At 59.9% G+C, this 14,927-nt stretch carries 12 protein-coding genes; 5 read left to right on the top strand and 7 right to left on the bottom strand.

Annotated features, from left to right (window positions below):
• Positions 1 to 5: 5 nt before the first annotated feature.
• Positions 6 to 410: a flagellar basal body rod protein FlgB gene (gene flgB, locus ACVDG9_RS16540; RefSeq protein ID WP_023000722.1), complete on the bottom strand. Its 405-nt coding sequence runs from the start codon at positions 408 to 410 to the stop codon at positions 6 to 8.
• A 423-nt stretch (positions 411 to 833) separates the two neighbouring features.
• Here flgB and ACVDG9_RS16545 point away from each other — a divergent pair, with 423 nt between their 5' ends.
• The 3 genes from ACVDG9_RS16545 to ACVDG9_RS16555 all read left to right on the top strand — a co-directional run bounded on the left by ACVDG9_RS16545 (position 834) and on the right by ACVDG9_RS16555 (position 4,642).
• On the top strand, positions 834 to 2,693 hold the full coding sequence (locus tag ACVDG9_RS16545) for a hypothetical protein (protein WP_447238506.1): 1,860 nt from the start codon (positions 834 to 836) through the stop codon (positions 2,691 to 2,693).
• Positions 2,694 to 2,737: 44 nt separating this feature from the next.
• Positions 2,738 to 3,460, top strand: a complete 723-nt coding sequence (gene fliP / locus ACVDG9_RS16550; RefSeq protein WP_055656672.1) for a flagellar type III secretion system pore protein FliP — start codon at positions 2,738 to 2,740, stop codon at positions 3,458 to 3,460.
• A 222-nt stretch (positions 3,461 to 3,682) separates the two neighbouring features.
• Positions 3,683 to 4,642, top strand: a complete 960-nt coding sequence (locus tag ACVDG9_RS16555; protein WP_023000718.1) for a DUF2336 domain-containing protein — start codon at positions 3,683 to 3,685, stop codon at positions 4,640 to 4,642.
• Between the two features lie 36 nt (positions 4,643 to 4,678).
• Here the strand turns inward: ACVDG9_RS16555 and ACVDG9_RS16560 are convergent, their stop codons facing one another.
• The 6 genes from ACVDG9_RS16560 to ACVDG9_RS16585 all read right to left on the bottom strand — a co-directional run bounded on the left by ACVDG9_RS16560 (position 4,679) and on the right by ACVDG9_RS16585 (position 13,087).
• Entirely contained in the window at positions 4,679 to 5,443 is a 765-nt protein-coding gene (locus ACVDG9_RS16560) for an alpha/beta hydrolase family protein (RefSeq protein ID WP_229004376.1), read from the bottom strand.
• A gap of 219 nt (positions 5,444 to 5,662) precedes the next feature.
• A complete protein-coding gene (locus ACVDG9_RS16565) occupies positions 5,663 to 9,895 on the bottom strand; it encodes a tetratricopeptide repeat protein (RefSeq protein ID WP_447239038.1) in 4,233 nt (1,410 codons plus the stop codon).
• 150 nt (positions 9,896 to 10,045) lie between these two features.
• Positions 10,046 to 10,777, bottom strand: a complete 732-nt coding sequence (locus tag ACVDG9_RS16570) for a MotE family protein (protein ID WP_447238507.1) — start codon at positions 10,775 to 10,777, stop codon at positions 10,046 to 10,048.
• Positions 10,774 to 11,331 (bottom strand): DUF6468 domain-containing protein, encoded by a 558-nt coding sequence (locus ACVDG9_RS16575; RefSeq protein WP_031269186.1) that lies wholly within the window; start codon positions 11,329 to 11,331, stop codon positions 10,774 to 10,776. Before ACVDG9_RS16575 ends, ACVDG9_RS16570 begins: the two co-directional genes overlap by 4 nt.
• The gene (fliM, locus tag ACVDG9_RS16580) at positions 11,328 to 12,524 is read right to left on the bottom strand and encodes a flagellar motor switch protein FliM (protein ID WP_228872743.1); all 1,197 of its coding nucleotides are present in this window, start codon (positions 12,522 to 12,524) and stop codon (positions 11,328 to 11,330) included. Before fliM ends, ACVDG9_RS16575 begins: the two co-directional genes overlap by 4 nt.
• Before the next feature lie 50 nt (positions 12,525 to 12,574).
• A complete protein-coding gene (locus tag ACVDG9_RS16585; RefSeq protein ID WP_023000711.1) occupies positions 12,575 to 13,087 on the bottom strand; it encodes a flagellar basal body-associated FliL family protein in 513 nt (170 codons plus the stop codon).
• Positions 13,088 to 13,369: 282 nt separating this feature from the next.
• Between ACVDG9_RS16585 and flgF the strand changes: the two genes are divergently transcribed.
• Together flgF and flgG are read left to right on the top strand one after the other, a co-directional pair.
• Positions 13,370 to 14,110, top strand: coding sequence for a flagellar basal-body rod protein FlgF (flgF, locus tag ACVDG9_RS16590; protein ID WP_075284327.1), 741 nt, complete (start codon positions 13,370 to 13,372; stop codon positions 14,108 to 14,110).
• 22 nt (positions 14,111 to 14,132) lie between these two features.
• The gene (flgG, locus tag ACVDG9_RS16595; RefSeq protein WP_023000709.1) at positions 14,133 to 14,915 is read left to right on the top strand and encodes a flagellar basal-body rod protein FlgG; all 783 of its coding nucleotides are present in this window, start codon (positions 14,133 to 14,135) and stop codon (positions 14,913 to 14,915) included.
• Positions 14,916 to 14,927 lie beyond the last annotated feature (12 nt).

Consider the following 14,927-nt stretch of genomic DNA (forward strand, 5'->3'; position numbering starts at 1 on the left):
TTGCCTCATACACTCTTGGAAAGCGCGGTCCGGATCAGACCGAGCCCCTTGGTGTAAAGCGTTGTCGCAGCCTGGTAATCCATCTGGTTCTCGGTGATGTGCATCATCTGCTCTTCCAGATTGACGCTGTTGCCGCTCGGCGTGACTTCGAAGGTGTCGTCTTCCTCGATCTTGGCCGAACCGGTATTTCCCAGCTTCCCGGGAATGTGCCCGGCCACCGTCGTCGTCGTCGCCAGGTTCAGTGACTGCCGCCCGATGTGATCCTTGAAGGTATATTCCTTCACGTCCCGCGCCATGTATCCGGGCGTATCCGCGTTGGCGATATTCTGCGCCAGCACGCTCTGTCTCGTCTGGTGCCACTGCATCTTGGATTTCAATGCCTGGAACAGCGGCAGATCCGTTATGGCCATTCCGATTCACCATTCGTTAACCAACCCGGCAATGATTGCCGCTCAAATGGTTAATGAAAAGTTAACAGCCATTTACCTCTTCCGGCCCAAACCCTTCAAAAACCAGTGGAGGAGGCAACTTTCCTTTGCATTTCGCAAAAAGAGAGGCACCGCCAACAGGCAAAATTTGCCTGCCTCTGTTAACTTTAAGTCCTAGAGAGATTCGAAGCAGATCAGCAAGCGGCTGAACCGGTACCGACGGGGCAAAACATTCCCGCCGCAACGGGGAAAAACAAAAAAGCCGAGAGGTTTGCGAGACAGGAGCCTGCACAGGCTCAACCGCCGGAATTACTGGGGATAAAGGCAAACCTCCCCAATTGAGGCAAAAAACCGGAGTAACCGGCACACGCGATCAAACCGCAAGCGGGGCGGCACGAGGGTAAGATGTATAACTGGATTGAGACCACATTCAACGTGAGCGGGGGCATCACGCAGGCTATTGCAGTCATCCTGGCTTTGGCCGTCGTGCTGCTGCTGTTCGGACTGTTTATTTTCATTCTGAAGCGCCTGATGGGAGCAAGTGCTCCACAAAGCCGCAACCGGCAGCCCCGGATTGCCATCATGGACAGTGCTTCTGTCGACGCTCGCCGCCGGCTGCTGCTCATTCGCCGGGACAATATCGAGCATCTCATCCTGGTCGGCGGCCCGAGCGACGTGGTGGTGGAACAGAATATCGTTCGCAACACCCCGCTGGCCCAGGCCCGGCCCGGGCAACCGTCTCCCTCGAACATGCCGATGCCGGTCAAGGCCGCAGTCGCCCCAGGACCGGAGATCCCGGCCCGGCCCGACGACTTCCTCGAAGAACAGGAAGTCGCAGCGCCCGCAGTCCAGGCACGTACGCCGGTTCCGTCTGCCGCGCCGCTAGCGCAGCCGTCTCCACCGGCGCCACAGCAGGCCACCCCGGCACCGCAACCTGCCGCTCCGGTGGCACAGCCATCCGCACCGGCCTCACCTTCGTATCAGGCAGCAGCCACCCCGGTTGCCACGCCGGCAGCCCCCAGTGTGAGTTCGGCTGCACCGCAACGCAATTATTCGGAACCCGCTCCCTCCCGGCTTAGCGCCACGCGTGCGGCCGAGAGTGCTCCGGCAACCGTACAAGCCCCGACGCCCCCGGCCCAACAGGCAACGCCCCCCAAGACCACCCCCGACAAGCCGGAAAGCGGTGGAGGACTGGGCCGCGCGAGCGATCTGCTACGTGCCGCCACTCAGAACGGCTTCAACCGGGCCGCCACTAAACCAGCCGCTCCCGCGCCTGCTTCGCCGGAAGTTTCGCCTCCGCGAAGCACCGACGAAGGCAAGGTCGACATTGCTGCTGCCCTGGAAGCTGAGATGCAGGCAAGCGAACCTGCAACAGCACCCGTAAAAGCGCCGGAAGTGCGTCCTGCCGTTCCGGCTCCCTCTGCGCCGCAGGAAAGCAAGACAGCTTCCACATTGAAGTCCCTGGCACGCCCGTTCACGGCCCGTGATCGGCCTTCCTATGGCGGTACGATCTCCCCGCCCGCTTCCGGACCGGCGGCACGGGCCAAAACCGCTCTCTTGAAGCCGGTTGAGCAGGTTCTGCCGGAGCACAAGGTGGAGCCGGTGCTCGTTGCCGCAACATTGACCGCAGCATCCACACCTCAACAAGCCCCTGCGCAGGAAGATCCGGCGGAAGAAAGCATGCCGAAACCGGACCAGCCCGCCGACCTCGGCCAGGCGATGGCGGACACGGCGGACGAAAACGTCCAGATGGCCGATGCACAACACTCTTCAAGCGATGTTTCAGAGCCCGAAGTGACTGAAGCAATCGAACCTGCCGACGTCACGGCGGATGATGAAGCCCGGACAGCGGCTTACTTGGAAGGGGAAGGCGCCACAGCCGAAACGCAGTCGGTCGCAGAAGCCGCCCCTTCCAGGGAACTTTCGCTGGATATCGGCGATCTCCTGGAAGACGTGCCGGAAGCGTCCACCCCGGCTCAGGACAAGCCCGAAGCGTCTTCCGCAGCGGAAATGCCAGCTGACGAGGCATCTGCCGACGAGGCTGAAGAGGCGCAGGAAGAAACCGCAAGCGCTACTGCAACGGTCGCGCCGTCTGCTGTGGCATCGGTAGCAGCCCCTGCCCCGGTAACCAGCGGTCCCGTGACGAGCTCTGCACCACCGGTCAAGGCGCCCGTCAGGCCTTCCGCCGGTTTGGGCGACAGAAATCCGATCGAGGAAGAAATGGCGAAGATCCTGGACGAACTGGGTGGACAGTCAAACGGATGATGCGCTTGCAATCGCTCCTGCGGCCTGGCGGTCTGATCCGCCTGATGCTTTTGCTGACCGCATTGCTCGCGGTTCTGGCCGGACCGGCTGCTGCGCAAGAAATCTCGGTCGGTTTTGGCGATGACACCACCTTGACGGAACGCGCCGTCCAGATGGTTGTCCTTCTGACCATCCTGTCGCTGGCGCCTTCCATTCTCGTCATGGTGACCAGCTTCACCCGTATCGTGGTGGTGCTGTCGCTCTTGCGGTCTGCCATCGGCCTGCAGACGGCCCCGCCCAACATGGTGATGGTCAGCCTTGCACTGTTCCTGTCGGCCTTCATCATGATGCCTACCTTGCAGGCCTCCTATGATGCCGGCGTTCAACCACTCATCGACGGGGACATAGAATTCGAGCAGGCCTTCGAGCGTGCCTCCGATCCGTTCCGGACGTTCATGCTGTCCCAGGTCCGCGAAAAGGACCTCGCCCTGTTCGAGGAGCTCTCCGGCAGAGAAGAAGCACCGGAAGGCCCGGAAGACCTTTCCATGGCCACGCTCATTCCCGCTTTCATGATCTCCGAACTGCGACGTGCTTTCGAGATCGGCTTCCTGCTCTACCTGCCGTTTCTCATCATCGATCTCGTGATTGCATCCGTCTTGATGTCCATGGGTATGATGATGTTGCCGCCGGTGGTAATCTCTCTTCCGTTCAAGCTGATCTTCTTCGTACTTGTCGATGGCTGGAATCTGGTGGCAGGCTCGCTGGTCAAGAGCTTCGGCGGCGGCTAAAGCACCCGGCCAAGTCGTTAAAAGTAGAAGAAAATTAAGATAGGACTGTAATAGTTACAGCCGTGCGGGCCCGAATTGTGCCCCTTCGTTAATAGCGGCAGGACAGTGTTAAGAGAACAATTAGAACAGCTCGCCCGGATCAAAGAACCAGAGGCGAGATCAAAACTCATCCGCACGCTCGTCGGCGAATATGCGCGGTCGGAAGACCACGAGCCGACGGAGATGGAGCGGGAACTGTTTTCGCGAATTGTTCTCTCGGTTTTCGACCAGCTGGACCGCGCAGCACGTTACGAACTTGTCGTACGCCTTGCAAAAACCGACCGCATCATCCCCGACCTTGCGGACCGGCTCGCCCAGGAGGATTACGAGCTGTCGGAACCGGTGATCGAATGCTCGCCGATGATCAGCCAGAACGGTCTCATGCAGATCGCCAAAAACGGCGGCAACGACAAGCGCAAGTCAACGGCAAAGAGACCTGATCTTTCCGAAGAGATGACCGACACGATGATTGCGCGGGCCAGCCGGGATGTGGTCCACGAGCTCCTTCATAATATGGCAGCGCCCTTTTCTGTCCGAGGCACACTCGCCCTGCTGATCTTTGCAAACACGGAAGCAGACGTGCTCGCCGGCATTGCAAGGCGTGCGCTGGAAGACGAAGAATTTCTCCAAACCCAGATGGACATTCTGGAGACCAACTGTCCGCTGATCCCGCCTCCCCTCAAGAAGGCCCTGGAAACCGGCGAACTGCAGCGCCTGGCAAAGACCATCGAAGAACGACACGACGGCAGCATCGACCTCGATGGCATCACCTATTCGCGCCACGAAGCCAGCATCCAGATTGCCAACGGCGAGTTGTCCTTCGACGCAATTCTGCGAACTCTGTTCGAAGAAGGCCGCCTCGATGCGGCCATCTGGCTGATCAGCCGCAAGATCAACCTCGCCGACGAGGTTGTTTCCGACACGCTGAAATCCGATGCGGATGGTGCGATCATGCGCCTGATGCTGCAGACCGGCATCCATGAAAAGACCTATCGCGACTTCCTGAAAGCACGCTGCGAGTGGCTGGACCGGAGCACTCGGTCCATTCCCGAACTCGTCATGCGCTACAAGTCCGAACTCAAGAAACCGCATCAGAACCCTGGTCAGCCGCCGTCACAGTCGCTTCTGAAGGCAGTCACCTGACACGAGTGCGTGGTCAGCCCGCCGCCCTCGGCAAAGTCACGATGCCAGAAGATTTCTGTCCAGAAATGTCAGCAGGTTCTCGTGATGCTGGTTTTCTGCAGCACTGGTCGGGATATGGTCCTGGCCTTCGTAGATATGAACCTCCGGCTTCCGGCCATGGGCAAGAAGCCGCGCTTCCAGACGCTTTGTCATGTCCACTGACCAGACCCGGTCGGCCGACCCGTGACTCAGGAAAACCGGTCCGTCATAGCGTTCTATTTCGATCTGTTTCGTAGGAAGAAGGTTTTCGGAAGAGCCGCGCCAGGACCATGCCCGCTCACCGGGGTCCCATGGCTGCCAGCCTGGATCTCCAGCGTCGCGGTAAGCCTTGCTGTCGAACGCCCCGCACACAACGTCTGGCGGACTGTGCACTGCCACCGCGTCAGGCAGGCCGTCAAGACCCTCCTCCGCCATCAGGGCTGTCAGCAAAAGGGCATGTTCAGCCCCACGCGACACGCCGTAGAATGCCGCCTTTTCACCAACGGCCTCAAATGCACGCAGCGCCCGGAAGGCTTCCAGACTTCTGTCCAGTGACACGTTTTCAATGCTGCCGGCATTCCAGGCATTGCCCCCCTTCGAATAGCCGAAAGGAAAGGCCAGATAACCATGTGCTGCCAGGAGAACCGCATTTCGATGGCTCCAGCCTGACCATGCCCCCTCTGAGCCATGAAACACCATGACGGCAGGAAAGGGTCCCTCGCCTGCAGGACCATAGGTCGTGCCCCATTCCGGGATAAGACGCCGGACGATTTTCAAGGACATGAAGGAGTTCCTTTGTTCCGGTGTTCCAAAGCCATCGAACCGACACATCCACCGCTGCAAAGCGGATAGGTGGGGCCATGAGGCCGGATAATCAGGTTCTTTGTGAGAACGTGCGGCGGATCGCGACACGTGTGGAAGGTGAACGACCGCAACTGAACAGGAGTTGGCACCGGTGCGCAAGTCCCCCTGCAACCGGACAACATTCACACAGCGTCAGCTTCAGCCGGCATTTTCTTCCGTGACGGGCGCAGCGGCAGACTGATCCGGGCTGCGATCGGGAGACATGTACTGACGCCGGTATTCTTTCAGGAAGGTTTCCAGTGAATCGACATCGGCAAGCCTGTTGGCGACTTCGAGGAACTCGACACCCTGCGCCTCGATCGGCCGGGTCACGACCTCAAAGGACATTGCCTCGGGGCTGTCGGACATCTTGGACATGTACTTTGTCTGCAGGCGTTCCAGGCTGAGCTGGTCGCCCGCCAGCGAATAGGCGATGGCCGCCCGCAGGATGTCGCGGCGTTCAAGATCGTCGAGCGGAATGTTGTCGGACCAGCGCGAGCCATGCATCGCTTCCAGCTGTTCACCCGCATCCCGCCAGCTTTCGGCTGCCCAGAATGTATCTGCCCTCAACCTATCGACATCCGAGCCGCGCATGTTGCGAACCAGTTCCAGGGCAAGATCCGGGCGCCCGCTTTCGGTCAGGGCACGGGCTTCAACGATGTTGCGCTGACGCTCCAGGGTCGACGGAAGGCTCGCCTGCCGTGTCCGGTTGAGCACCCGCAGTGCTTCTTCAGCCTTGCGATCCATCAGGTAGATCGCCGCAAGATCCGCTGCAATCTGTGCCCGTGCCGCACCTTTCAAGCGGTTGTCAACCTGATGGCGCAGCAACTCGGTTGCCTGGTCCAGCAAGTCGACTTCCACCAGTCTCTTGGCCAGTAGGCGGACCATCTCGTCTCCCTGACGACCGATCGGCACAAGTTCGCGGAAATCATAAAAGAGTGCCAGCGCCTTCACCGGCTGCATCTCGTCCGCCTTGCCGTCCAGGAACAAGGCGTTGAAGAGGCCATTCATCTCTTCCTGCAGCAGCCGCGTGGTATCCGCATCGGGTTCAGCCTGAACGGCCGATTTCATGGCTTCGAACGCTTCGCGGTACTGGCCCTGCTCGGCATAGAGCTGTGCCAGGAACCTCAATGTCTTCAACTCGATTTCATCACCACGCCAGGACGTTGCCAGCCCGGCAAGCTGATCGATGGCCTGCTCCATGTTGAGTTCGCCATCCCGGTAACGGATCCGGAGCGCGCGGTATTCCGCTTCGGCCGCCCGCGGCCGATCGTCGGACCTGGTCACGAGATCGAACACGGTCAAGGCTTCCTGAGACCGCCCGGAGGCATCGGCAACACGGCCACGCAGGATATCGTAACGGGCAGCCTGCGTCCGGGTCACTTCGGCGGGCTCGATCTCGGCCAGCACGCTGTTGGCAACACCGAAATCATTGACCTCGACCATGGCCTGTGCGGCGGCGAGCTTGAATTCTGTCTGGATGGCTTCCGGGTAGTTGCCGACCACGGCACGTCCGCGCGGCATGGCAATGCGGGCGGACGTCCAGTTACCCAGTTTCACATCGACAATCGTCTGCCAGACAGCAGCATCGGGGCTGTTCTTCAGGTCTGGCCGGTTCAGATGCGCATAGGCCGCGTCGGGCCGGTTGGCCAGGGTCTGGGCCGCCCCCATCATCAGGTTGAAGGAACTGTCTTCGGCAAGTGCCGGCTCTTCTTCCAGCGCAAGCTTCATCAGCCCCAGCGCTTCCTGCGCAAACTGATGCGCCAGATAGAACCGCGACAAAGCCATCAAGGGTTTGCGGCGCTTGCCTGTCGGCGACTTCGCCAGCTTATCTTGCAGCTCCAGCAGGCGGGTGCGGTAAGCCCCCGGACCTTCGGTGCTCAGGGAAACGAACTCGATGAAATTGCTGTCTTCCGGATCGACGATTGTCTGGCTCGATCCGGATCCGCCTCGCAGATGCTGGCTGGAAAGCGCAAGACCGCCTTCCTTTTCGATGATCACGTCATCTCCAAGGATCTTCATCTTCAAGCCGTCAGACTTCGGCACGACGGCAATGCCCTGCGCGGAACTCAGGGCGTCCAGGTCGACAAATGTCTGAGGCTTCAACAGACCGCGTGGCGGACCGAAGCCGGTGACGAGAGATATCGTGTCGCCAACGAACGGGTCAGTAATCTGACGGATGTTCTGCGGATCCTGATAGAGCACACGCAGCACGGAGCCGCCATCGCCTCGCACAGTCCGTTCCAGCTGCAGCGGAATGGAGGGTTCCAGAATCAGGTCGCCAATAACGAGCGACCAGGCGTTGCCGTCAACACCCACCGTCGCCAGTACAGGATCGGTCATGTCCATCCGCAGGATCTGGTAATCGTCGAACTGCTGAACCTCGATCGTTTCCGCCGTTTCGGCCAGCGCCGAGACCATCCCCCGGGTGTCGATCGTGGCATCGGTATCGAAGATCAGCCAGATGCTGTCATTGCGCCGGAACACCGCGCTGGAAACCGGTTCGGAGAACGGAAACACAACGCGGACCGTGTTACCGATGCGCCGGGCTTCAGCAGAAACGAAATTGCGCACTTCCTCAGCGAAGTTTTCCGGCGGCTGCTCCGGTGAGGGACGCCCCTGGTTCAAATCCTGACCGCCGTTGGCGCGCCAGGTCTCCGGTGCTGATTGCTGCGTGCCGGGAAGCTGGATCCCGGCTGGAACGTCGCCGCTACCAAGCGTCGGCGTGTTCAGGATCTGCACTGGCGTTGCGCCATACGGCGCATTCGGCTGGCTACCCCGGTTGATTGTGTCGACCTGCTGCAGTGTCGGAATGCCGTTGTTTTCGGGCGCGGCTTCCTGTTGCTGGTCGCCGATCTGCTGCGTGGACAAGTCCAGCATCGGCGCTTCCCGGACGATTTCCTCATCCTCCGGCAGCACTTCGTTCAACGGCAAAGCACCGGGCTCAGCCTGGGCAACGGTTACCAGACCAGCGTTGGACGGGGCAACGGCGTCGTTTCCGTTGGTTGCTTCGGCCGCGGGAATGGCCGCTGTCGTCAGCAATTCAGCTGCGCCATCAGCCGAAATCGGCAGGACAGCGGTAGCAAGCTCTGGTGCAGGAAGCGTTTCGACCGCCAAGGCGGTCGGAGTGACGTCAACACCAGCGGCAGCGATCTCGGTTCCGCTACCTGGCCCTGGCAGCGCTTCTTCCCCGACCAACGGTTTGATGCGCGGGACCATGGCAAGCTGAGTTTCGGCCGGAGCGTTCGCACGTCCGGCTTCCGGATCGGGCTCGGCCGACAGTGCGGCGGACTGATCAGAATTTTCAACGGCTGACGGCTGGGGCACTTGCGGTGCCTCGGCCCCTTCATCCGTCTTGCCACCTCCCAGCGGAACAATCGTATAGGCCGGCGATTCATCGGCCTTGGATTCCTTCAGGACCCCGCCTCCGCTCGCCGTGCTCCCGCCGGACGTCGGATTCCCGCGCGGGTTCTTGACCTCACGCGTGTCGCGCAGACCCGGCGCGGTAATCATGTCCTTGCGGTTTTCGTTGTCCTCGACGGATAGTTCCTTGTTGATCAGCGCATTTGCCGGATCATTCACTTCCATGTTTTCCGGCGTCACGTCGATAACGTAGGTCTGTTCCTCCCGGAACGCCCGAATGTCGACCGACGGCTCGACGCGCATAAGGAATTTCAGCTTGCCCTGATCCAGGAAGGAGGTCGCGTCGATCACCCCTTGGGGCAGATGCGCGCGCAGGTGGGCAATGTCCAGCTGTGCCGGATGGTTGAACGTCACCTTGATGATGTCGTTTTCGCGCACGAAAGCGGTGTCGAACTTGATCGACCAGTCGAACACCAGACGGGTGAATGTCGGATGTTCACCCACATGCAGCGTCACCTCCGGCCCTTCCTGAGCCTTGAGTCGCGCCTGTTCGAGGGCACGAACCTTGCGCATCGCCTCTTCGGCACGCTTTGCAAGATCACGCACGACATCGTCGGGAAGTCCTGGCGGCAAGCCCTGCCAGTCCATCGGCAGGATATCGACAAACAGCTTTTCGCCGGCTTCCAGAGTATTGATCTGGAACTGGTTCTTCAGTGCAAAGCGGATGGCACTTCCGTCCGGATCTCGCCGGGCGATGGTCACGTAGTCGCCCAGGTCCAGCGGAACATCGTCAACGTTGATGTCGATCGGATCTTCAAATGAAATCCGCAGGACCCCGCCTGTGATGACCGCATCATAGATCGGAAGCAGCGTGCGGTCCTTGAACGTCAGGACGATACGGCCATAACCCTCCCCCGGAGAAACGGTCAGATCAACCGGTTCCAGATTGTCGGATTGGGCCAGCGCGGCACCCGTGACGCAGGCCAGAACAAGCCAGAACGAAACCAGCAGGCGCGCGAAAGTTCGCACCCTGTCCGAAAACGCGGGAGTTCCGCCGGTCTGGGATGTCAGGAACGGTCCTGGCAAGATGTTCTGTCCTCGGATGACGCCAACACACTATTGTTAGTCAGGTCTTGTTAACGTGCCCTTACGCGATACGCCGAAATCCGGTCTTCCCGGTCAGTTTGACGGAATTTTCGGCAAGGCCTCCGGCGCTTGCGCCTGTGCCTGCACCGGTTTTGTGTCCGCTGAGGGCAACGGAGAGGCGTTCGCGATTGCCACTGTCATGCGCTCGGCCGCTTCGGGATCCATTTTCCCGAGGATATCTGCCATCTTTCGAGGTTTCATCTGGCGCACCACCTTCAAAAGGACCGGCAGGCTCAAGCGATCGAAGATCCGGGCTGCATCTTTCGGCTTCATGCTTTCGTACATGGTCACGAGGCCGGCAATTTCGTTTTCTTCCTGCTCCTGCTTCTGTCCGACAGCTGCCTCGATGCGCTCTTCGAGCTTCTTCAGTTCATCAACGCGCTTTTGAATGCGCTCTTCGGTGGCCTGCAGAAGCTTTTCACGCAGGTCCAGCTGGCCTTCATGCTCCTGCAGCGACTCGCGCCGTCTGCCAAGACTTTCCAGAACAGCGCGCTCCGCGGCCGAACCACCGATTTCAAGACTGTCCGGAAGCACCGGCTGATCGGGCTGCCCGCCCCCCGGCGGCGGTGGCGGCGGCGGACCATCCGCGGCCATTTCAGCCGTTGGATCAGCCATGTCACCGCCGTCAGCCCCCGGCGTTTCCTGTGCGACTGCGCCATTGATGGGCAGGTTGCCGCTTTGCGGGCCCAGCGCGAAGCCAAGCAGCTTCAGGGCCAGCAGAGCGCTTGCCGAAACACCCAACAAAGGCAGCAGTCTCAAGTTCATGCAGCAGCACCGTTCCGTTTACGGAATTGTTCCAGCCGCGCCGTTGCTTCCGCCGCAGCACTGCGAATGTCGGAAGCCCGGCTGCTCCTGCGGCGCTCCGGCTCCACGGCCGGAGCTGCCTGGCCATAGCCTGCAGCCTGTTGCGCGTATTGTTGCGGTTCCGGTTGCGGCTGAGCCGCATAAGGATCGCTCCTCGTCACCGCCTCGCGCTGCGGCGCAGCCGAACGGGCCGCCTCCGCAATCTGCGAAATCCGCGTGAATACTATCTCACCTTCGCCGACTTGTTCGGCAAGAGTGTGAGACATGGTTTCCGCTTGCTTAAGACGGCTGCCAAGTGTCTTGTCAGCCTCCGCCGCGGTCGTCTTCAGACCGAGGATGGCACGCTCGGCAATTTCCGTGGCCGTCATGAGCTCCGAAATGGTCGCACGCAGCACTTCTTCGTCGGCCCGCAAGCGCTGCAGACGGCGGTTCAGCGTGAAGCAGTAGCCGATGGTAATCACCAGAAGAACCGCAACCAGTCCTTCAATGATCATTCCGAGTGGCAAAGTGCTCATTGGTCCCCCATTTCGCTTTGCATGGCGCGCTCGAAGGCGGCCAGCGTCATTTTTGGCTTGCGCAAATTCTTTGCGACACGGATGGCAATGGAATCCTCCACCTTGCCGAGCGTTCCCTCGGTCAGTGGAATGTTGCCGCATTTGATCGTCACCGGATCGGTCGGTTCCTTGTCGAAGACGAGCGTCTGGCCGACATCGAGGCTGAGCACCCGTCCGAGCGGCAGATAGGTCTCGTAAAGAACCGCATCGACCTCGACTTCCGCGGCATGAATTTCGGTCGCCAAATGGCCTTCCCAGATCGGATCCCGGCCGAATTTTTCCCCCATGAACATCTGCAGAAGCAGATCGCGGATCGGCTCCAGCGTTGCATAGGGCATCATGATTTCGACGGACCCGCCCCGGTCTTCCATGTCGATTCTGAGCTCGACGAGAATGGCGGCGTTTGCGGGCCGGGAAATCGCGGCAAAGCGCGGGTTCGTCTCAAGACGTTCCAGGTTGAAATGGACCGGAGAAAGCGGCGCGAAGGCGTGCTCGGCATCCTGAAGGATCAGCGCCACCATCTGCTGGACCAGACCGGTCTCGATCGTGGTGTAGGGCCGGCCCTCGACGCGCACGGCCGATGTTCCCCGACCTCCACCAAGAAGCACGTCGATAATCGAATAGATCAGGCTGGATTCAACGGTGATCAGACCAAACCCGTCCCATTCCTCGGCCTTGAAGACACCGAGAATGGCCGGCAGCGGGATGGAATTCAGGTAGTCGCCGAAACGAACCGAGCTGATGGAATCGAGCGACACTTCCACGTTGTCTGACGTGAAGTTGCGCAAGGACGTGGTCGTCAGACGCACGAGACGGTCGAACACGATTTCGAGCATCGGCAGACGCTCGTAGGAAACCATTGCCGAGTTGATCAGTGCGCGGATGCCGCTCTGGTCACCAGCAATCGTGTCCTCGATGTTGAAGCCGAGGAGGTTGTCGATTTCTTCCTGGTTCAGGACACGGTCAGCACCGCGCGTGGCATTTTCAAGGTCCGGTTCGCTGTCGTCGATCATGGCTGCCCACTGGGCCGCCATGTCGTCGGAACTGCCGGCGCCCTGCTCCTCTAGAGCAGCACCCCACGCCGCGGCGAGATCTTCGTCGTCGTCGCTGCCGGCACCCTGCTCTGCAAGAGCGGCGCCCCAGGCATCGGCCATGTCCTCTTCGGACAGGTCGTCATCGTCGTCGATATCAGCCATTCACAAAGTCACTGGACAAGGATTTCCTTGAACAGCACCCCTTCAACTTTCGCCGGATAAACCGACAGATTGATCCGTCTGAGCAATTCTTCCTTCAGGCGGAACAAACCGGCAGACCCTTCCAGGTCCGCAGGGCGAAGCTCGCGCAGATAGATCTGAAACGCATCCAGGATGCGCGGCAGATACGGCTGGATCTGATCGATCATCGCACGGTTCTCGACTTCCAGGGCAATCCTGACCTTCAGATAGGTCGTGCGCCCTTCCGTCGCCAAATTCACCGTCATTTCCGGAAGGTCATAGAAGACCACCGGCTTTTGCACTTCCTGCGGCGCTTCCGTCTCTCCGGGAACCGGTGCCGGTGCACTCGATCCCATCAGGAAATAATAGGCCGCCCCACCTGCGGCGAGCAGAACCACCAGACCGATGCCGCCGAACAGGATAAGCTTCTTCTTGCGGCCACCGCCACCAGCTTCAGCTCCATCCTCGCCGTCTTCTCCGGCTGCGGCGTTTTCGTCTGTCATTCCGCACTCCGATCTGCAGGCGCTCGCGCGCGCTTATTTATTACTAAAGTGTTAATGGTTAACGAATGGTTACCGAGCCATTAACGCGAGTCACCGGGCAAAAATTGCCAAGTGGTTAACTTCTGCCGGAATCTCTTGCCGCGTGCACCCGCCCCTTTTGATTTTTACCCAGATTTCCCAAGGATTTAAAAACTGGCACGCCTCGTGCATTAACCTTAACGAGCCAGCGGATCTGGGGAGATCGGCCGGCTTACTCGGGGAGCACGAAGGGAACCGTTCACTATGGAGAACGCTCAACTAGTTGCCTTATCAAGGCAATCGATCCTGCGGAACCATCTGGATGTGATCGCCAACAACATGGCGAACATCAATACGTCCGGGTTCAAGTCGCAGAATCTGCATTTTTCGGAATACATCATGCCGGTGGCAGACGGCTCGGCTTTTGAGCCGCAGGACCGCGCTATTTCCTATGTCGACATGTTCACGACACGGACCGACTTCACGCATGGCCCGATCAAGATGACGGGTAACGAATTCGACCTGTCCCTCAACAGTGATGGTTTTTTCGCGGTCCAGATGCCGGACGGCACCGAAGCCTATACGCGCAGCGGCGCGTTCAGGCTCGACTCGACCGGCCAGCTGATCTCGGCAGACGGCAGCCCTGTCATGACCGACCAGGGTCCGATCTCCTTCAACGAACAGGATGGCCGCGTCGAGATTGCCCAGGACGGCACGATCTCCACCCGTCTGGGCATTCGCGGCCGCATCAAGGTCGTCGACTTCGAAGACGTTCGGACGATGGAGAAGATCGGCAACACGATGTTCAAGGCTGATAACCCGATACCGGCCCAGGAAGTCCGCATGGTGCAGGGCGCCGTCGAAGGCTCCAACGTCTACGGCATCACGGAAGTCACGCGCCTCATCGAAGTGACGCGCGCTTACGACTCCACTTCCAAGATCGTGAAAGACCTGGATGAGTTGCGCCGGCAGGCGATCTCCACTCTCGGCAAGATTCAGGCCTAAGCGCCTTTAAGGGATCACTACCATGAAAGCACTTCATATCGCCGCAACTGGCATGAAGGCCCAGGAACTGAACGTCGAAGTCATTTCGAACAACGTCGCCAACATGCGCACGACAGGCTTCAAGAAGCAGCGGGCCGACTTTCAGGACCTGCTCTACCAGAACCTGCGTCGCATGGGCACGGAAACATCGGATTCCGGCACCATCGTCCCGACCGGTATCCAGATCGGTTCCGGCGTGAAGATCGCAGCCACCGGCCGCATCATGTCCCAGGGCTCTCTCGAGCAGACCGGCAAGGAACTGGATCTGGCCATCCGCGGCGAAGGCTTCTTCCAGATCGACATGCCGGACGGAACCACGGCCTATACCCGTGACGGTTCCTTCGAGCGCGATGCCAACGGACAGCTGGTGACCATCGACGGCTATTCCGTCAATCCGGGCATCACCATTCCGCAAACGGTCAAGGACGTCACCATTTCCAACACCGGTGTCGTTCAGGGCGTCGACCAGGGCGGCAATACTGTTCAGCTCGGCCAGATCCAGCTTGCCCGTTTCGTCAACAAGGCTGGTCTCGAAGCCATTGGCGACAACCTCTACCTGGAAACAGACGCCAGCGGCGCACCCGATACCAGCAATCCGGGCGACGAGAGCTATGGCACGGTGCAGCAGTATTTTCTTGAAATGGCCAACGTGGATGCAGTCACGGAAATCGCCGACCTGATTTCCGCACAGCGCGCCTATGAGATGAACTCACAGATCATCCAGGCAGCCGACGAGATGTATTCCACCACCACGAACCTCCGCTAAGACCGAGGCTTG

The organism is Roseibium sp. RP-7 (assembly GCF_053005225.1).

Excerpts from the sequence above, each read along its gene's own strand:
- ACVDG9_RS16560 (WP_229004376.1), bottom strand. The coding sequence starts at position 5,443 with ATGTCCTTGAAAATCGTCCGGCGTCTTATCCCGGAATGGGGCACGACC.
- ACVDG9_RS16555 (WP_023000718.1), top strand. The coding sequence starts at position 3,683 with ATGGAGCGGGAACTGTTTTCGCGAATTGTTCTCTCGGTTTTCGACCAG.
- fliP (WP_055656672.1), top strand. The coding sequence starts at position 2,738 with ATGCTTTTGCTGACCGCATTGCTCGCGGTTCTGGCCGGACCGGCTGCT.
- flgG (WP_023000709.1), top strand. The coding sequence starts at position 14,133 with ATGAAAGCACTTCATATCGCCGCAACTGGCATGAAGGCCCAGGAACTG.
- ACVDG9_RS16545 (WP_447238506.1), top strand. The coding sequence starts at position 834 with ATGTATAACTGGATTGAGACCACATTCAACGTGAGCGGGGGCATCACG.
- flgB (WP_023000722.1), bottom strand. The coding sequence starts at position 410 with ATGGCCATAACGGATCTGCCGCTGTTCCAGGCATTGAAATCCAAGATG.
- ACVDG9_RS16570 (WP_447238507.1), bottom strand. The coding sequence starts at position 10,777 with ATGAACTTGAGACTGCTGCCTTTGTTGGGTGTTTCGGCAAGCGCTCTG.
- flgF (WP_075284327.1), top strand. The coding sequence starts at position 13,370 with ATGGAGAACGCTCAACTAGTTGCCTTATCAAGGCAATCGATCCTGCGG.
- ACVDG9_RS16585 (WP_023000711.1), bottom strand. The coding sequence starts at position 13,087 with ATGACAGACGAAAACGCCGCAGCCGGAGAAGACGGCGAGGATGGAGCT.
- fliM (WP_228872743.1), bottom strand. The coding sequence starts at position 12,524 with ATGGCCGATGCCTGGGGCGCCGCTCTTGCAGAGCAGGGTGCCGGCAGC.
- ACVDG9_RS16575 (WP_031269186.1), bottom strand. The coding sequence starts at position 11,331 with ATGAGCACTTTGCCACTCGGAATGATCATTGAAGGACTGGTTGCGGTT.